Here is a 19338-nt window from a genome sequence, read left to right on the forward strand (position 1 = left end):
TGGCACCGCTCGCTTCCAGGACGGCCACACGCTCAGCGTCGAACTGGTCGAGGGGGGCGGGCGCGAAGTCGCGTTCGACCGCTGCCTGATCGCTACCGGCGCCGGTGCGGCCGTGCCGCCGATTCGCGGGCTGCAAGACACCCCCTATTGGACCTCGGAGGAGGCACTGGCCAGCGCCAGTATTCCGCAACGGCTCGCCGTGATCGGCTCATCCGTGGTGGCCTTGGAGCTGGCGCAAGCCTTTGCCCGGCTGGGTAGCCGCGTCACCATCCTGGCGCGCAACTCGCTGTTCTTCCGCGAAGATCCGGCCATCGGCGAGGCGCTGACCGCAGCCTTCCGCATGGAGGGCATCGACGTGCTTGAGCAGACACAAGCCAGTCAGGTGACCCACGCCAACGGCGAATTCGTACTGACCACCAACCACGGTGAACTGCGCGCCGACCAACTGTTCGTCGCCACCGGCCGCACGCCCAACACCCAAAGCCTGAACCTGGAAGCGGCGGGTGTACTGTTGGATGAACGCGGCGCCATTCAGATCGATCAGGGCATGCGCAGTAGCGCAGTGGATATCTATGCAGCCGGCGACTGCACCAACCAGCCGCAGTTCGTCTACGTCGCGGCGGCGGCTGGCACCCGTGCGGCGATCAACATGACCGGCGGCGAAGCTACGCTTAATCTCGATGCCATGCCGGCGGTGGTGTTCACCGATCCGCAGGTGGCCACCGTCGGTTACAGCGAAGCGGAAGCACAGCGCGCAGGCCTCGAAACCGACAGTCGCACGCTGAGCCTGGACAACGTGCCGCGTGCGCTGGCCAACTTCGACACGCGAGGGTTCATCAAGCTGGTCGCCGAAGCGGGTTCTGGTCGGTTGCTCGGCGTGCAGGCGGTGGCCCCGGAAGCGGGCGAGCTGATTCAGACGGCGGTGCTGGCTATTCGCAACCGCATGACCGTGCAGGAGCTGGCCGACCAGTTGTTCCCCTACCTAACCATGGTCGAGGGCCTGAAGCTCGCGGCGCAGACTTTCACCAAGGACGTAAAGCAATTGTCCTGCTGCGCTGGATGAATGGAGAGCACCATGAAATTTGCCCGCTACATTACCGAGATCGCCGAACGTCTCACCCCGACCAACCGGCCCAAAGGTTTTGCGGAGTTCTTGGTCGCGCTACTGGGTGAACTTGCCAAGGGACGCCCGATTTCGCGAACTACGCTTGCCAGGACTCTTGGCTGGCCCGCTGAGCAAGTGGCGGCTGTGCTCGAACAAGCCACCAGTACCGAATACGACAACGATGGGAACATCATCGGCTATGTCCTCACCTTGCGCGAGACGTCGCATGTCTTGGAAATTGACAACCGCCGGCTGTATGCCTGGTGCGCGCTGGACACCCTGATGCTCCCGGCGTTAATCGGCCGTACAGCTCGCGTCTCGTCGCATTGCGCTGCAACTGGAGCACCCGTTTCGCTTACGGTTTCACCCAGCGAGATACAGGCTGTTGAACCTGCCGACGTGGCAGTGTCACTGGTATTGCCGCAGGAGGCGGCCGACGTTCGTCAGTCCTTCTGTTGCCATGTGCATTTCTTCGCATCTATCCCAGCGGCAGAAGATTGGGCCTCCAAGCATCAAGGATTGACTATCGTAAGCGTCCAAGAGGCGTTCGGCGTGGGCCAGGAGCTTAATCGACATCTGTTGCAGACCCTTCCAATGAGAACATCGTGATTGGATTTCGACTCAATGTCCTACGGAGTGGGCATCGGATTTCTCTTTCCGACTTTGATCCGGTGATCCCAGCCATCGCCAAAGTCATAGACCTAGCGGAATGTCCTTTTCCCGTTCAACGCTTTGATCAGAGTCTTGCGGGTCTCCGAGTTCACGGGAGGCCCCCATCCATCGGAGTCGGGAATACCGTAACTCTCACCAGCTATTTCAAACTCATGCAGATGGTCATCGTGCCAGCCCATTGCGATCTGGATCACCGCGTGCAATTTGCCTAAGGTGATGTTCTCGGGCACCGCCACACGGCGCCAGATGGCAGGTTCGATCCACTTCAATTCAATGTGCAGTAGCAACAAATCAGGTTCGGGTTTTGGCAAGCGAACAGTTTTGACCATGGATCAGGCGGCCTCGCAGAGTTCCGTGGAGGCGAGAGAAACGTTCCAGGGCAGCAGTTCGTCGACCCGATTGATCGGGTGGTCGGCGATGCGCTCCAGCACGTGTGTCAAATAGGCTTGCGGGTTCAGGTCGTTGAGTTTGGCTGAACCCACCAGGCTGTAAATCGCAGCCGCTCGTTCGCCGCCGGCGTTGGAACCGACGAACAGATAATTTTTTCTGCCTAGCGCGACAGCACGTAGCGCGCGTTCGGCAGCGTTGTTGTCGATCTCAATTCGCCCGTCATCGCAATAGCGCACCAAGGCCTGCCACCGATTGAGGGCATAGAGAATCGCACCGCCCAATGCCGATTTTTTCGACAGTTGAGTCAGCGTCTGGTTGAGCCACGCGTGGAGTTGTTCCAGCAGCGGACTGGCTCGGCTTTGCCGAACCACTTTTCGCAGGTTGGGCGGTTGCCCTCGAATCTCGCTTTCGATGGCATACAGGGCCGCAATCCGTTGCAGCGCCTCGGCGGCAAGTGGTGAAGCCAGGTCTTTGTAGACCTCGTAAAACTTGCGCCGGGCGTGAGCCCAACACGCCGCTTCCTCAATGGTGCCCGTGGCATATAGTTGAGCAAAACCGGCATAGCCGTCCGCCTGCAAGATCCCGCTGAAGCGCTTGAGATGCGCGCGGGGATGTTGCCCCTTGCGATCCGGCGAGTAGGCAAACCAGACCGCCGCCGGTGTCGCGTCCCCCGTAGGTCGGTCGTCCCGCACGTACGTCCACAGGCGCGCCGATTTGGTCTTGCCGTTGCCCGGCGCGAGCACGCCAATCGGCGTGTCGTCGGCATGGACTTTGTGTCCGCTCATGACGTGGTGCTCAAGGGCGTTGATCAGTGGTCGCAGCAACTGACTGCTCTGGCCAACCCAGTCGGCCAGGGTTGAGCGCTCCAGCTCCACGCCCTCACGGGCGTAGATCTCGGACTGCCGATACAACGGCAAATGATCGACAAACTTCGAGACCAGCACATGGGCCAACAACCCTGGGCCGGCAAGACCTCGGGCGATCGGGCGACTCGGTGCCGGCACCTGGGCGAAGTGCTCGCAGCAGCGGCAAACCCACTTCGGACGGACATGGCGAATGACTTTGAAACGTGCCGGAACGTACTCCAGCACTTCGGACACATCCTCACCTAAATGGCGAAGCGTCCCACCGCAGCCAGTGCATTGCGACTCGGGCTGATGAACGTGGGTTTCGCGAGGTAGGTGTTCAGGCAATGGTTTACGGCGCGAAACTGCGCGAGGTGCCGGCTCGACTGGAGGTGTCTTTTCGGCTTGGCTGATTTGCAGCTCATCAAGGCTCAACTGGAGCTGGTCGATCATCGCTTCCAGTTGCTCGGAGCTGCGACCGAACTGCGTACGACGCAGCTTGGCGATCATCATCTTCAAGCGCTCAATCTCTGCGTGCTGGGCAGCGATCAGCGCCTTCAAGGCTTGAAGATCATTCGGCAGGGAGTCGGTCACGAGGGTCATGCCCGAATATTACTGGGGATTTTTTCAGCGCGGCAAGTCAGACCGCGAGGACGGGTGCTGTACGAATTGGCCGGCGCCAATCAATGCCCTCCAACAGCATCGACAACTGCGCGGTCGTCAGCGACACGCTGCCGCTGGTTGCTTGCGGCCAGACAAAGCGTCCTTGCTCCAACCGTTTGCAAAACAGGCACAAGCCGTCGCCATCCCACCACAACAGTTTGATCCGGTCACCACGCCGTCCGCGAAAGGCGAAGATCTGACCGGAGAAGGGATCGGCTTCCAGTTGAGTCTGCACCATGGCCGCCAAACCGTCGAAGCCACGACGCATGTCCGTGACGCCAGCGGCGATCCAGATACGGGTTCCAGCGGGAGGGGCAATCATCGCACTAACTGCTGCAAGACGAGTTGCAGCGTCTGCGGGTCTGGTGCTCCGGTGATACGCAACTTGGCTTTTCCTACCTCAACTGCGATCTCGGAATGACACTCTGCCTGTGGCTGGAAGACTGGCGGCAGATCCATTGGCGCCTCGATCACCTGGACTGGCAAAAACGAAGCACTCTGGCTGACCGGGCCGAATAGCCCTTCTTGGTATTGCTGCCGCCAGCGAAAGACCAGATTGGCATTGACGTCATGTTCGCGAGCGATCAATGACACGGAGGCGCCAGGCTGGAAGGTGGCCTCGACGACTTGGCGTTTAAAGTCCAGCGGAAAGTTGGGGCGGCGACCGGCTCGACGGGCTGGGGCAACTGTATCCAAGATAGTGTCCACTAAAAAATGGTGTCCACTATCTTGGCCAATTTGGAGGGCTGTCAGGAGAGGGTGCTGGCCGGACGGTTACGCACCTTCACGCCCCAAATCAATAGGTGACGAGGCCTGGAGCTAGCGACGTAGGCAAAACGCGCGGCTTCTGAAAGCGGATCTTTAAGCCAATCCTTCCAATGCGATTGGGAACCCGATTTGAGCGACGAGACAACAACAGTCACATCATGAGTCTCACCCTTCACCTGATGGATCGTGGCGTAGCGGCGTGTCGATGCCGGTTGCTGATGCGCCATGGATAGTCGAGCGGATAGCGCTTGGGACCCCAAACCCGCTGGTGCGACTAAGCTTACCTCCTTAAGGCCTGTAAGCTTTGCAGCGATAGCTTCCAACGCGAAAGGTTGGTCAGGGATCTGCCGAATTGCACGTTTCGCGAGTGCTGCCCATTGCTTCCAAGTCAGACCAATATCTGATGCCCCACAAACACTCAGGTATTTGAGGCAATTGAAAACAAATCGGCGCCACGCAAGCTTGGACTCTATCTCAATCGGACAATAGAGGCTCGCGGGAGTGACTTCGAGATTCAGCTTGAAAGCCAACCATCCTGCGAAAGACTTCAGTGCGCGCCTCACCTCCTCTAGGTTTTGGCTCTCGATCGATACACAGGACAAAGCCAAGTCTTCCAACACACTGAACTTTCCACCGCGTGAGAAACGTTGGAGTGTGCTGTGCCCCCGAGCAACGATCACCACATCTTGATAGCCTTGAGCAAGGGCGATGATCAGGGGAGTTAGCTCCGATGGGCACTGCTGATACTGAATCAGCTTCGGCTTCAATGGCTCGATGTTTGGGTTGCCAGCACTTTTTGCGACATTCAGCAGATCACTGCAAAGATCGACAATCGCCTGGCCGCTTCGCCAATTGGCAGTTAGTTCGTACTCAGTGAATTGCAGATCATCCAGCAGTTTCCGTACGCGCTCTGGATTTGATTTTCTGAACCCGTATATAGACTGATTCAAGTCACCCACAAAATGAAACTTCATTCCTCGCCTAGCTAATTGCCTGACAATGTCCAACTGCTCCGCGGACAGGTCCTGGCACTCGTCAACGACCGTAATAGGGAACCGGCGAACGACTTTGGCGAGATATTCTTCGAACTGAGTGCCTCTCAAAGCCATGAGGGCAATCATGTCGATGTCCCGGTAGGTTGCGAACCCGCCCTTCCAAAACCGCTTTTTGGTATCGACCAGATCCTGCTTGGTCTCAGCACTCAGCTCCGCAGCATTGAGCTGGACATCCGTCAGCTCTCCTGTAGCGAACACGAAGCGCTTACTGTCCAGGTCGTAGTCATATTTGCACGCTGAAATCGTCCTCCCACATATCTTGGTCTTCGTGCGAAAAATGTTGGCTGTCTTATCGATGAGCCGGATGCGATAGTCACCATCCCTCCCCGGATAACCTGTTATCTGACTCGCTATTTTTGCCACGATATGGGTGAGAAGGAAGCTGTCGAACGTAGAGACGCAATGGGGATGTGCCAGTGGCTCTCCCAAATGTTCGGTGAGCCGAAGTTTCAACTCATCAGTCGCGCTATTGGAAAAGGTCAACACAGCGATTCCGGATGGAAACCGCCGCCATTTCTGAATCGACTTGCACACCATGGCGGCAAGGACTTCAGTTTTGCCGCTTCCCGGACAAGCCTTTAGGTAGATATTCTCTTCCAGCGAAGCGCCTATATAAGCCCGCTGCTCATCGGTGGGGAACGTCATTCGGCGCCCTCTGGCTGTGCCTCACAAGCCCAGAGGATGGCTGCACGAATGTATTCGGGCACCACGAAATCCTCCAAGTTTTCCGCTAAGGCATCTGCCAGGACTTGAGCATAGAGGCCTTTACCCATGTCATCAGAGTCGATGCGATCCAGCAGTTGCCCAGCGTACTCTGCCTTTTGAGCGTTCGGCATGTCGCCAAAATTCAATTCCGATGCCTCGTCCAGTCCCTTTTTGACAGTGCCTTGAGTGGGCCAATGATTCGCGGCGACTGCAAACATCCTGCTCAGGTTGTTGCTCTCGAGGGCGATGTCATACTCGAAGGTCTTGTACTTACCGGCGTAAAGTCTTCCGTACTCGGATTTTGCAATGATCGGAATAAGCTTGAGGGCATGGTTACTGCCTGCCATAAAGCTCTCTTGATGAGGCAAGTAAGGAACAATTGTCTTTTTACCCTCATCGTCCTCAATGGTTTCGACCGACTTGGGAGGATCATTGTCGGTGAGCCCTGCACATCGAACCGGCACATTGCTGGCTTGGACTTTCTCATCCGCGTCACAGAACAGCTGCATGAAGTGATTGAAGTAGATGCCATTCAAGTTGATGATCGATACGCCGTAGTCGTCTAGGGAATCTCGGCCTTTCCCATATGCTCGTAGCACGATACGAGCCAACTCCGGTACAACGATCGCTTCGGCGATACCCTCAACCAAGATAACGCCTTTCGAAAACAGTAGGTTCGATTTGGTAACGTCCAACCAGCGATCAATGAATCGACGGCTTGGATCGGAAAGCCCGCACTTACGCAGAGGGACTGCGATCGGCTGGTCTTTGCGGGACAGATGAATAATGTTGTCGACGGACACCGCTGACGAGATGACGGTGGAGTGAGTGGTAACAATGACCTGGATCCCCTTCGCTGCCGCGACTGTTCGCAAGTGCCTCAGCAAACGGATTTGCAATTGAGGATGTAAATGCGCCTCTGGCTCTTCGATCAGTAGTAGGCGCAGGAACGTCTCTTCACCTCGGTCCTCATCTACCTCTAGGATCAGCTCCGCCAGAATCGATGCGATGTACAGCAAGTTGTTGTACCCGAGGCTGTTCTCTTCGAGTGACCTGAATTGAGTAGCATCGGCGCCATTAAGGTCTGGGTAATACAGCAGTCTGAGACCCTCAACAATTTTCGAGAAATTGACCTCCGAAAACTGGATGAGCGTGCCCTGAGAGAGATTCATGCCCAAGGCTTCCTTGAGGTTGTCTCCAATCCGCTGGTTGGCCTGCTTGATGGCGTAGTCATCGCTCTCGGCCAACTCTTGATTGAATTCTCCAACCCGCTGCTCGAGCGGATGAGCCACTCCTGCCTTGCGGCACTCGTCGATCTCCTTGCGGCAAAGCGCCTTCATCAACCGGGCAAGCCGTGACTGGCGACCTTCGCGAAGTTTGACTTCGGCGTCACGCAACGGCGGGAGATAGACGCAGTGGATCAGATCGAGGATTTCGACCTCTACAGGCTTGATCCGCTGATGCCCACCCCAGATGGAGTATCGATATCGGCCGCGCGACTCCCGGTTCGTTGCAGTGAAGGTAAGTTTGGCCTCAGGCTCCTGGCCGCACCAATCGATAAAGGCTGTGCTCTCATCTTGGTCCAGCCCGCTGAACGTGGCCTCAATACGAATAGCCTCGGTAGCTAATGCCCCTGGCTCGAAGCCGCGGTAGAAGTCTCGCTCATGGATGTTTCGCTTTCCCGACTCGGAGTCATTGAACAACTGCCGAATTGCACTGATGATCCCCGTTTTACCAGCCCCATTCTCCCCTACCAGGACGTTGAGGCCATCATGCAACTCAATGGTGAAGCCTGTGTTGAAACATTTAAAACCATCAATTTCCAAGGCGCGGAGATACATTCGAGTCCTTTCCTGTAATAGTCGAGGAGATTCTCCTGCCTCACCCACTCACGGGCTGAGGCGGACATTCTCTGCATGATGGCAGTACGCACATACCTGTTTGATGTTTACTTATGAGCGTAGGAGCTGGGCAGCGAAGTCAATTTGCGATCTATCAACCGTGTCAGTTACCCAGTAAATAGCGCGAAGTGCAGCCCTTCCCTGATGCATAAAAGTCCTGGGACACCGCCTAGAACAAGCCAACCACGCCAACACGGCGTTCCCACTGCATCTCTGCCTCTCGCTTGTACTTGTCTGTTGTTCTCTCAACCTCTACCCGAGCAAACAACCGAAGATTCATTGCCAACGCAAGCTTCTTCAGAGCATTAGCATCAACTTCGAGAAGAAAACCCGATGATTTAGGCTCGTGCAATCGGCGTCCTTGATCAAAGGCCTCCTGCCACTCGACTCCACGGCTAAACATGGCTCCCCTAAGTCGCGTACCAAGATAGTCGGCACACTCTTCAACATCTGGAAAACACGTCCTCCAGACACCAGAAAGTGCCGCAAGCTCACGAGTGTGCCTACCTCGAAAAACGCGCAACGAAGAGGACACTAGCGGCACGATCGGCTCCGTAACGCCCCCTTCACGCCAAGGCAACTCAAATCGGTACAAGTTGCGATTGCGAATCCGTGAGTCCGCGTATAACGCAGACAATGTGGCGCTAGGAAGCTCCATCCCAGTCGCGAGGGAACCGAACATTTCGACTCGGACAACACATGCCCTTTGGCATTGACTGCCTATCTCGCCGCCGCTGCGCTGCTCAGTGTACTCAAACAACCGGGCGAAGCCGTCCTCAACGCTAAGGGCGGCCTCTACGCAAGCATCAAGGTCAGCGAATTCCATGAAATCTGCATCACATGCCGCGACACTCAGCCAGTCTACTTTCTCGGGACGGGAGACAGGCTTGACCAAGCTATCGGTAGGGTCCCGCAACCTCAATACCTCTGCTGCTTCTGAGAGGTAAGTAGGATTGATCTCACGCGCATCCATGAGGCGAGAAACAGCGCGATTTACCGATGATCGGCATGCCTCGTCAAACGTCGCCGCAATCTCCAACTCATCAAAGTTGGTATTGATGTTATGCGCTCGATGTACCGCAGATTCCTGCTCCAACCCTTCGTGGGCGTCGGGATACGTCTCATGGAGAATTCGCAACGCCTCCGAGCGCATCAACTTCGGGTGGGCGAAGCCTTTCGAAAGAGTATTGATCACCCAACCTTGGTATTGGGTCCAAGGAACTGGAAAAAGGGCGCCACCAACAAGTTGCGGACTCAGCACCTCTGGAATACTAGGGTGCAAAAGCAACGCATGCGCCTTTTCAGCCAAGGGGTGAGCTGGGCTTGTCTGACGCTTATCTCCACTAAGCGCCAAAGCCAGCGAAGCGCGGATGTTGTAATGCGCCTCGCCAGAAGCTGCGTCATATAACCACGACGCCCATTGCTCCACCAGCTCTGGGTGCAACCGACCCAACGAGTCGAGCATCGAAATCACGTACTCTCGCTGCCCGTCGGTCAGGATGTGCCAGTAACTACGCATGAATTCAATCAGATCGGGTCTCTTGCCACACAGCTCCACCAAGGCTTCCACGGCCAGTAGCCGAACATCAATCTCAGGGTACTTTAGAAGCGCCAACAAATAGCCGACAGCCTCTCCCTCGAAACCGAACCCGTCCTCGGCAGATATCCAGTGATGTTCTATAGGCTTTGATATCAGACCGGCCGTGAGGCGCCGATTGTGAAGAGCCCAAGTGTCATACAGTGCAACGCCGTCCAAGGCCATTGCCGAATTCAAGCTATCAATGAGCCCTCCAAGCCTGTACACCAGTGACGTGGGGTACTTGTTGTACTGATGTCTGAAGCTGTCGAGCATGAAGCGGCAGCCCCTACTTGCATCAATTTCAAGTGACAACTCACATATTTCACGGCACAGATCCAAGTGCTCGAAAAAGAAATCCGCGATGGAGTCCCGTGCCTCTTCAAGTAACTCAAATGCTTCCTCCGGGTTCGCCAGACGATAGCGTTTCGCGACCTCAACCAAGGCCAGCGCGCGTGCGTCAGATGTCAATTTTTCTCGAGCGAGCGCCAACCAACTGGGCAGTTGAGTAAACGAAGCCCCCTGAATTCTGTCTGGCAGCAACGCACGAAGCTCGCCTTCAACACGGTAGCCAATGCCGACTGGGCGAAGCAATTTGTCAAGCCAGGCATCAAGATCGAAAGCCTCCTTAAATCGCGCGAAACTCAGTTGTGGTACTCCAACGAATAGCGAAAACCCGTCAACAGTCTCACGAACGACTTCTTCGGCAGCCTCGCGCAAATGTGCATCGTCCCTTCCATATAGACCAAGAATCTGCTGCTCGAATGATTCGAGGAATACCTCAAATTCCTGATCAAGGTCGGGGGGAACTGATTTCAGCGAAGACGTGGCGAGCAGCGCTCGGCGCCAATCATCACGCTCCTGAGACAACCTGGTCGCTGTCCTCTCCCTCAGCTCTTGATGAGCAAATTCCTCCAGTTTCACTCGGAATGCTGCGGTGTCGCCCGGGTCAAGTCTCTCCAATGTTGCTTTAACTTGCGTTCTGAAATCGTCGGAATAGTTTGTTTCTGACTGCTCCTCCGACGGTTCCTCAGGCTCCCAATACATCACCTCGTCACGCTGCGCATCCTCGTTGGCAGGTTCAATAGCGTTTCGCATCACGGCCCATTCGCTTAACAGCCGAGGCCGATTTTTCTCGACCAAAAACATTTGACGTGCGAACTCATAGGTCTCATCTGCTACGTCATAACTGCGTTGTTTGAGTAATGCCGCAAAGAAACCCCGCATTGCGGGCAGCGTCTCATCATCGAAGTGCCCATAGTTCTGCCAGCGAGACATCGTTTTCAGGACTGCCAGCAATATCCGTTTATCGAATGACGACACGGCGTTAAGTTCCGACAACACACCACCTAGTGCACGCTCACGAAATATTTGTCGCTCCTCGGCTACCACCCCCCGAAAGACTTCAGCTGGCCACCATTGCGCAACAAGGCCCAACAGACCTTCGATAGCAATCGCCACCTGTTTCCCGGCCCCCGTGTCCTCTAAATGGTGGGCAAGTTCGAGCTGTTCCGCTAGACGATGTCGACTGCCTTCAGGGTCTTTATCGTGAGCAAGCTTCAGGGGGATGAGTATTTCACTGAACTGATAGTCCTTGCGGTTGTGAACACCGCATGCAACGGTTGCGACATCGTTCCAAAGACGGACGGCTTCCTCCCTGAATCCGCAGGCACCCCAAGTACGCGCAACGTCAAGAAGAGCTGGCACGAGCGTCATCGTCTCCTCTTCTGCACGTGCTGCTGCTTCAACACTATCCAAGAGCCTGCGCTGAATCTGGGCAGCGACTGCTGCACGGTTACCAATCAGGGACTCGGCCAATTTGCGGGTAGCGGATGGAAAACGCCTGCATCGTTCACCACCATTAACCTCAAGCCAGTAAGAGCCCAGAGCAGTTTGGTCTTCTTTGTCTAAGAACTCGGCGGCACAATCCCATACATGCTGATACAGCTCGTGGGCAGAACCAGCATATAAGTGACCATGGTAGTGGGTGTCTGAATCACTCTGGAAAGTTTCCGGATGAATCGCAAGCCGATCGCAAATTGCCTTAAGTGATACAAGGCCATCACCCACTGCTTTCCCTGAGGCTGATTTCACCCAAAACTCAGCCAATGAAATCAGCGAAGTAACGATGTCACCAATAGGCGCCCTCAAGTGGACGCAACTCGCACGAAGTGCGGCTGCACCATCGACTCGATTGAGCATGAAGCTTCGGAACGCTTCGAACATCCCAATCAGATCTGGATTAAAATGGTGATTCTTAGCCAGTGTGTTCGGCACTGTGGGGATGGAAATGCTTTCTACACCGACAAAAGGAATAAGGTAACGCGCAAACTGAACTTGCACCCACGTTAGAAACTCATGGGGTAGGCACTCTAGTTTTATGCCCTCCGCAACAACGATGGCGTCGGGGATAGAGCCAGACTTTGAATATGCCACCGCCAATGCTGCTTGGCATGCAGCGCCTAGGATACAATCTGGCAGCTTCTGGCTAGAGATAGCAATTAGCTTGTCGATTGAGACGCGATCAACAAGGCTCTGCAGTACCTTTAATTGCAACTCAAGATTGAGTTTGCCATTCTCTATAGCCTCCGCAGCCGCAATCGCGTGACTTCCTTGGCGCTTTGACTGCCAACGCAATTGAGCGATCTCTCCTAACAGCGCCGCAGGTTCCATAACTAAACTAGCCACACGATATATAGCAGCGGTTCCTGGGTAACCAGAATTGCCGCGGGTGGCAAGTGACTCGCGAACGATAGCTGTAGGGAGCGTACGGCCGATCCGGCATGCATAATGCTCAGCAAATAGCGCAAAATCAGCGGGGGAGACCATGCAAAACTCGCCGTCCCAAACCGCACTCAACGCGCCATCCGACAGCCCGATGTCCATAAGAGTCATCGCCATTTCGACAGGCTTGAGTTCCACATTCTGCTCAATCAACCCTGCCTGTTGCCTTAAGAAACCGATGCGTATGAAGGAAACGAGATCGTTAGATTGAATACTTGCTCGCCAAATCAGATCCAGATTCCGCTGGATTTCACTCATTGGTCTGTAACAACTCCAAGCCCGATTCACCCAATCGTCATCGCAGGCATTAAGCGCCTCTTCGTGAAGCCCCTCATCTAATAAATGCCGAAATCTATGACGCCAAGATTCATCAGTTGTAGGCTCCGCTTCATACCAATCCAGAATTGCACGTGTGATCTCAGATCTATAATCGGCAGTACGCTCGCTTACGAACTCGGCAAGGCTAGCGTGATTGATCGCAAACCCTTTTGCTTCTGACACCTTCAATACGTAGCTGATTGCCTGTAACTTCTGTTTTACCACCGCGAGAGAAAGTGGATGATTAACGCTTCCGAGCAATTTTCTTAGCGTTTCTGGTGTGGTGTATTCTTGCCGAACGACCAATATGGCAATCAAATAAACCGTGTCTAAGTCCGCAGACCATTCTTGCCACATGTGATCATGAAAGTGATCAATCCTGTCGTTCCGCAGCGTGGGCGCTTGTCGCAGATACTTTCGGCGCTCCGCGATATTCATATCGAATAGTATTTTTGCCAAATATTCCAAGTAGATTGGCACGCCAGCCGAAACAACAAAGATTTGCTCTAGCAACTCACTGTCATGCGAGACGCCTCTATGCAGCATAAATTCAGACACTTGCAGACGATCAAACCGCTTGACAACTATTCGTCTAACGGACTCCCGCCTAAGGTGACTAACAATGGCAGAAGGTAGCGCCTGCTCGTATCTTGTTGTAACTATGATCAATACGTTATCTGGAAGATGCCCATCCAAAACACTTGTTAAGGGCTTGGATAGTAGGGACTCGCGAGTTTTTCGATCGACATGGTCAACCCCATCAATCAGAAACACAACTCGCTCGTTGCTTTTAGAAAGCTCCTGCAACCAATCGTTCAACAGTTCGACCGATGCTGGCGCATAGGCTTTGGGGAACTTAAAGTCAGGATATGCATCCTTCAGACCAGAGCATACAGAACGAACAAAGGCATCTTCCTGCAATCGTTCATTTCCCACGGCCCGCTCGTCCGGGATAAAACAATAGTATCCAAACTTTATGCTCGAATTTGCACGGAGAAATTTCGTCAACGCCGTTGACTTTCCAGCCCCTGGTTCACCAACCACGACAATGAAACCAGAGGAGAGACTTTCTAGCGCCCTGTCCAGAGCCATGAAAAGTTCTGGGGTTGGCACCCATAATTCCTCATCGACAGGGAACCGATGGCTCAAGCGCTCTGCAAAGCGATCCGACAGACCCAACTTCTCCAAAACAAGGTCTGCCGTTATCCTCGCGCTTCCAATAGACCATTTGACACATTCATCTAGCAAAACGCCGAACTGTTGTTGCTCGATACCGAGCTGACTCAAACGAGTCCTAACACGAGCCGAAACTGTATCGCGGTCATCTTGCGAGAGTTTGAATCGCAAAGACCTCAAGAACGCTGCGAATATTTCAGCGTCGGAGATGCCTGACGCTAGTTTGAGCTTTTCAATAGTCTGTTCGTAATATTGATATGCTGGAACAGACTCTATCGACATGCCCGGAGCACTCGATATATAGGGCTCATGAAACTCAGTAATGAACTGTTGCAGGCTTTGAACAAAGCCCTGCGCAGGCTGTTTGTTAATACCAGCCCTTCGCGTAGATAAGAGCTCTACGACTTTCTCCCCTTGCTCAGAGTGAATCTGCTGATATCCGCGTGCCAGCTTTTCCCAAAGTGAGCCGCCCTCATCCTCCGCGACCAAGCTAGCCAAGGTGAATGAGGTACTTTGATCTTCTGACCACTTAACCTGAACGAATCGGGCCCCCGAATCTGTGTCGATGATGAGGTCATCGATGTGTTTCGCGCGAGCGGGGTTTTCTAAGGTGACACTGCGTACCCTGGAGCCAATGTCGATCAACTCAAGCAGCTGCAGTGCTGCGACCAAATTCTGGTAATAAAAGCCGGCCTGCGCCTCAGCTCCTGCCATGGTTACTCTCCGATCCACTTAAGCGCATCAGCGCCTTGTAACTTAGTATCCCTTCATCAAGGAGCGCACGATGCGGAATGACGATATGCTTGATTCAGACAATCAAACCTGACTACGAAGCACCGTAATCGCCTCATCAACACTCGCTACGACCTTACAAGCGTATCGAGCATCAAGAGCAATGTGCTTGGCTGTGACCATCGACTTCAGGCCTCGCTCAGTGAGGAACACATCGCAGTATCCAAGGGCCGCAGCCGCATGATGAAAATCGTAGAAGTCATTTGCTTCCAGTTGCTGCGTTTTATTCCATCGCACGGCCGCGTGAAGGCAAGTGTTGATGTGGATCGTCCTAAGGGCGTCTTTGACTTCATCCTTCTTGAAGGCTGCGATCAGCAGTGCGTACCACTGTCGAACAAGACCATCCCACTCAGATCCCTCTCTCGGCATTGATTGGCTCATGGCCCGTTCAGCAATTTTTCGAGCTATGTCAGCGGCTACTGGCGCGAACAAGTCAAGGGCTCCTCGCAGCTCAATCTGGTAAGTTTGTTGAAAACTACGAAGGTCCCGGGCATGGTGTGCACTAGCTGCATTTAAGGTGTCAGCGAGATCTCGGTATTCAGGTCCAAGTGGCATGCCATCACCAAGAACTTCCACCATTTGGGATAATGGAATATCCCACATATGATCGAAGAATGCCTTTTGAACCGCCAGCTCAGTATTTGCATCGAAACCGGTGTTTGCTGGATGAACAATTCCCAGCACATAGCTCAGCTTGGACCATACCATCCCTCCCAAGGGCGGAGAGTTCCCTGTCATGCTTGTCGATGAGATAAAGCGCTCAAGCTCCATAGATGAACGCGTGTCAAACGGGATCAGCGCAACGCCTAGACTCAGCTCGTCAATCAACTCTGCCGTAGCCCCCCTTGTGCGATGATCGCTTTGCTTGAGTAGCTCGGCAAACGTGCTCTCGCTGATGGGACAGAACGCCAAACCGCTAGCGACCCGCTCCTTCAGAATCGTCAACAGCTCGCGCTGCCGCTCTGTGCTGCCCTGCTCTGCTACGACGTTCCTAAGTAAAATCCAAAACTTAATATCTAGGTAAATAGCTTGGCGTGACTCTAAAGCGAGTGCGAGTTCGGCTCGACGACTATCCACGTGCTGATCGAGTGAGACCTCTGGAGCGTCCAAATGCTGCTGTATAGTGCTGCCCATTCGCTCTTCCCTGTAAGGCTCTGGCCATATCGTATTCTGAAACGCGCGATGGAGCCACGATCCCGACTCAACCACCATCGCCAGCAGCACGAGACGTGTGATGACGCCAGTAGATCAAAACCTTGCACCAGACGGCCATGGTAAAATGTTAACGTCCCGACACCGAGCGCTGGATGACTGTGGATGGCCGACAAAATGGCGATAACTCCCTAATAGCGATTTCCCATCCATCACCTGCGACAGGGGGCATATTTGGGGGCAAATTTATGATTCTACTGCCCTTAAACCCCAGGTAGAGCCCTATTGAAATGTTCTTCGGAGAGAACGACCTTGACTGTATTTACAGGCTTTGGGCTTACCACGCTTTGCGGCGCGACTTAGCATCAACCGCAACCGCTTTACAATCGGCACCCCTTTAACAAGCGTCTTCGCACCTTCTGGCTCTTGCACTGATACGAGCTGCCCGGGGATACGAGAGTCGAACGCCTCTCAAGTGGCATATCTACCGAGATCCAAGATATCCGTGGGAGTAAATGTGGGAGTATTTTTTAGACATGAAAAAGCCCAACCTTTTCAGATTGGGCTAACTCATTGAAAAATATGGTCGGGACGGAGTGATTCGAACACTCGACCCCTAGCACCCCATGCAAGAACCATAGACTTTTGGCATTGCTCTCATGAGGTGCCTGATTAAAGATGAAGGCAGGGCATTCCTTATCTGCTTTGTCGATCAGCTTAGCCACCAGATCAGCGTTGCGGCGCTGTTGCACTGACAGCTTTGCACTCGCTTCTTCCAGGTGATCAATGCTGCACTTCTCCATAAAGCTGAAATGTTTGCCCAGTAGCCCGCAGAGAATGTCCGAGATCTGTATGGCAGGTTCATTGTGTGAAATTGCGAACCGGTAGCTTACGGGCTGGCCACCCCACGAAATTTCTTTGCGCTCAAGGCTTTCCCGGACCCGCGGTTCTTCGTCAAATACGTGAACCGATCTCACGAATGTGGCAAGTCTATGGATGAAGGCTGTATCAAAACCACTCACCAGCTCATCCTTCTCGTTGCCGCAAAGATACAACAGCGTAGTGACCCTGGAAGCCTCTTGGAGAAGGTCTGAGAGCGCAATTCTTGCCATGTTTCTGAACGTGAAGCCGCCACTGAAGAGAAACTGGCGTACAGCTTTTAGGAATTCGGGTATTCGCGCTGACGGTACGTTCGGGTAGTCGAAGGTCTTTAGTAGCCGGAAATACCCAAGTGGCTCTAGCCTCACTATGGCGTGCAGATCGTTTTTCAGATCGTCCCGAATGGATGTGTAGGTCTCGAATTGATCATGATCTAGCAGCGAGTCAATCAGGTCGACTATCGACCAGTTCAAGATGCTGAAGTTAGAGAAGTGAATGTAAGCTTGCGACTCCAGAAGCCATGTGAGGAACTGCTCCAGCTTGTTGGAGCTGAGGCAGGTGATGTAATCCCCCTGGGCCAGGTGCTTTAGCTTCAACTCTTTGACTGATGGCTGAATTCTCAATTGTGCCCTCAGGGCATAATATCAGGCAGGCTGGCCCCTGGCCCCAGCGCTACACCCCCGAGTACAAAGCAATCCAGAACCTCATGATTGAATCCGGTTCCAGTCAAGGGTAGGCTTCGGATATTGTTCGTTTCGTCGTAATACAGCGTGTAGGCCTTATTGATGTTCTTCATCAAGTCCTGCCCGGGAAATCTAAACAGGCCGGCATCGATCACTATTTTTTCGGAGCTGTCATCAATCATGGGTCTACCTGAGGTCGGTTCCGGCTGGAGGCGAAATGACACCCTAAGCCGTTTCGCGATACTGCGCACGATTTCCGTTCTATCAGTGATTGTCAGTAGAAGACCTTTTTAAACGGCCAGGAATGACCTGATCATCTGACGTTCATTGAACGACAGCGCAGCGCGCAACCTCATCAGCACCAAAGAACTGGTCGCGGCAAGTTGTTAGGATCAGCTTCTAGCTTCGACGCGAGATCGCGATCAGACACACGGCGCAACGTCTCGGCAGCCACAAACTGAGCGCGCATCGCAAGTACCATCAGCTCGATCCGGGTCATGCCGTGCGATGCATATCGGGTACCGACATAGTCAGGGAAATGCGCGATAGCGCCGCGAAGGCGATCGTCGTGCGCAGTCGAAACCTCGCCGATCAGCGCGTCGGCTAGCTTGACAAGGTGGTGCGACAATTTCCGGTATTGCGCCTCGGTCCAGCCGCGCGCGGCAAGTGCCCCTTTGAGCGCCAGTTCGGCGGTCAAGCAGATCGTCTGTACGGCAGCGTCGATATCGATGTCACCGGCGAGGATACGAGCGGTCGCCGCGAGGGACGAGCGCGCGTTAGCGAGTAGCTGAGGCGCATCCCCAGTCCCATGCTCCAGATCACTAACCCCATAGGCGAAATCCCACAGGTCGGCGACGCCATAAAAGGCACGCCAACCCTGTTCTGGGTATTGTTGGAAAATAAACTCCAGCTCATCGTGCGGTATCTCGATGCAGTCGAGGAGGTCAACTGAAACGGACCCATATCCGATGGCGATTAGAACCGGGTACATCTGGTCACGCAGCGCCACGCTGCCCTTGAGCATCGCTGGCATCGAGAAATCACCTGCGGGATAGAGCGTATGGTAGATCGCCATAAGCGGGTCCCACATCGCCTTGTCGAACACATCGCCGGAAATGCTATTGGCTTTCATCCAGGCCACCACCACGTGAAACGGCCGCTGGTGCAGTTTCAAGCCCTGCGTGATCAGTTCGTCGTCGCGTTGCCGCACAAACTCCTTGTCTATGGTCTTCGTCATAAAACTACTCCTCTCTGGGCTTAACACGGGGAGATGCGTTCAAAATGAACGCAACGATTCTGGACGCTTGAATCGTGCCTATCTCTACGGCCCCGGTTCGCGGCCGGGGCTTGGGGCGTACCTGGTCGTTTTCCTCTACGACGGACGTAGCTCACGCTGCTTGCGCATGATTGCCTTGGTGAGCGTCATTTTCAGTGCTTGTTCCTGCTCATTGTCCAGTGCGCCGGCCAGACGCAGACCAACACAAATACCATCGGCCCTCCCTTCCTCAAATGGGATTTGGCCGACAGTTCCTACCCGACTGATTTCCCTCAGCTGATAGACAACCGCATCATTGATGTGACCAGGTAGGGCCAGTTTGGCCAAGTCAATTTTCTCAAGCTCGTCCATATCGTCCATGCTAATTAGCCTTCATTGTTTAGACGCCAAGATTGGTGTCCTTCTATGTCCTCGGCCCCAGTTTGTTAGGCCAGAGCTTGGGGGGCAGTTGAGCATTTTCCAAGAATTGTTTGATCATAGTCGAATGGCTTCATCCGCATCCATACTCGGTAGCGAGCGCGATCATTACCATCCCAGTATCTGAGTCAGACCAATCTTTGGGATTGTTTTTGATTCAGGCAACAACTGCACGAACACC

At 54.1% G+C, this 19338-nt stretch carries 13 protein-coding genes and 1 pseudogene; 2 read left to right on the top strand and 12 right to left on the bottom strand.

Features of this window, described 5'->3' with window-relative positions; genetic code table 11:
* Nucleotides 1–1063, top strand: a 1063-nt coding sequence (gene merA / locus HX803_RS15730) for a mercury(II) reductase (protein WP_178921862.1), incomplete at its 5' end; no start/stop codon positions are given.
* 12 nt (nt 1064–1075) lie between these two features.
* Nucleotides 1076–1714 carry an organomercurial lyase MerB gene (gene merB / locus HX803_RS15735; RefSeq protein WP_003425042.1) on the top strand — a complete coding sequence of 213 codons (639 nt, stop codon included), beginning with the start codon at nt 1076–1078 and terminating at the stop codon, nt 1712–1714.
* Between the two features lie 92 nt (nt 1715–1806).
* On the opposite strand, the gene HX803_RS15740 is transcribed toward merB, so the two are convergent.
* From HX803_RS15740 to HX803_RS15795, 12 genes and pseudogenes are all read right to left on the bottom strand, one after another.
* Entirely contained in the window at nt 1807–2106 is a 300-nt protein-coding gene (locus tag HX803_RS15740) for a plasmid pRiA4b ORF-3 family protein (protein ID WP_003425039.1), read from the bottom strand.
* Nucleotides 2107–2109: 3 nt separating this feature from the next.
* Nucleotides 2110–3615: an IS66 family transposase gene (locus tag HX803_RS15745; protein ID WP_178921863.1), complete on the bottom strand. Its 1506-nt coding sequence runs from the start codon at nt 3613–3615 to the stop codon at nt 2110–2112.
* A gap of 37 nt (nt 3616–3652) precedes the next feature.
* Nucleotides 3653–3997, bottom strand: coding sequence for an IS66 family insertion sequence element accessory protein TnpB (gene tnpB / locus HX803_RS15750; RefSeq protein ID WP_003425037.1), 345 nt, complete (start codon nt 3995–3997; stop codon nt 3653–3655).
* Between the two features lie 196 nt (nt 3998–4193).
* A pseudogene (locus tag HX803_RS33130) lies at nt 4194–4290 on the bottom strand (transposase); the annotation flags it as partial.
* A 134-nt stretch (nt 4291–4424) separates the two neighbouring features.
* Nucleotides 4425–6143, bottom strand: a complete 1719-nt coding sequence (locus HX803_RS15760) for a UvrD-helicase domain-containing protein (RefSeq protein WP_178921864.1) — start codon at nt 6141–6143, stop codon at nt 4425–4427.
* Nucleotides 6140–8044: an ATP-dependent endonuclease gene (locus tag HX803_RS15765; protein ID WP_016978903.1), complete on the bottom strand. Its 1905-nt coding sequence runs from the start codon at nt 8042–8044 to the stop codon at nt 6140–6142. The genes HX803_RS15760 and HX803_RS15765 overlap by 4 nt, the downstream gene beginning before the upstream one ends.
* Before the next feature lie 229 nt (nt 8045–8273).
* Nucleotides 8274–14672 (bottom strand): ATP-binding protein, encoded by a 6399-nt coding sequence (locus HX803_RS15770; protein ID WP_016978904.1) that lies wholly within the window; start codon nt 14670–14672, stop codon nt 8274–8276.
* A gap of 102 nt (nt 14673–14774) precedes the next feature.
* Nucleotides 14775–15884, bottom strand: coding sequence for a hypothetical protein (locus tag HX803_RS15775; RefSeq protein ID WP_016978905.1), 1110 nt, complete (start codon nt 15882–15884; stop codon nt 14775–14777).
* 548 nt (nt 15885–16432) lie between these two features.
* Complete coding sequence (locus HX803_RS15780; protein ID WP_025999945.1) at nt 16433–17404, bottom strand: DUF3800 domain-containing protein; 972 nt, start codon at nt 17402–17404, stop codon at nt 16433–16435.
* 8 nt (nt 17405–17412) lie between these two features.
* Nucleotides 17413–17646 (bottom strand): hypothetical protein, encoded by a 234-nt coding sequence (locus HX803_RS15785; protein WP_038848925.1) that lies wholly within the window; start codon nt 17644–17646, stop codon nt 17413–17415.
* Between the two features lie 173 nt (nt 17647–17819).
* Complete coding sequence (locus tag HX803_RS15790; protein ID WP_016978906.1) at nt 17820–18701, bottom strand: hypothetical protein; 882 nt, start codon at nt 18699–18701, stop codon at nt 17820–17822.
* A 135-nt stretch (nt 18702–18836) separates the two neighbouring features.
* On the bottom strand, nt 18837–19100 hold the full coding sequence (locus HX803_RS15795; protein ID WP_016978907.1) for a hypothetical protein: 264 nt from the start codon (nt 19098–19100) through the stop codon (nt 18837–18839).
* Nucleotides 19101–19338: the final 238 nt, after the last annotated feature.

The organism is Pseudomonas sp. P7548, from assembly GCF_013386585.1.
GTDB lineage: Bacteria > Pseudomonadota > Gammaproteobacteria > Pseudomonadales > Pseudomonadaceae > Aquipseudomonas.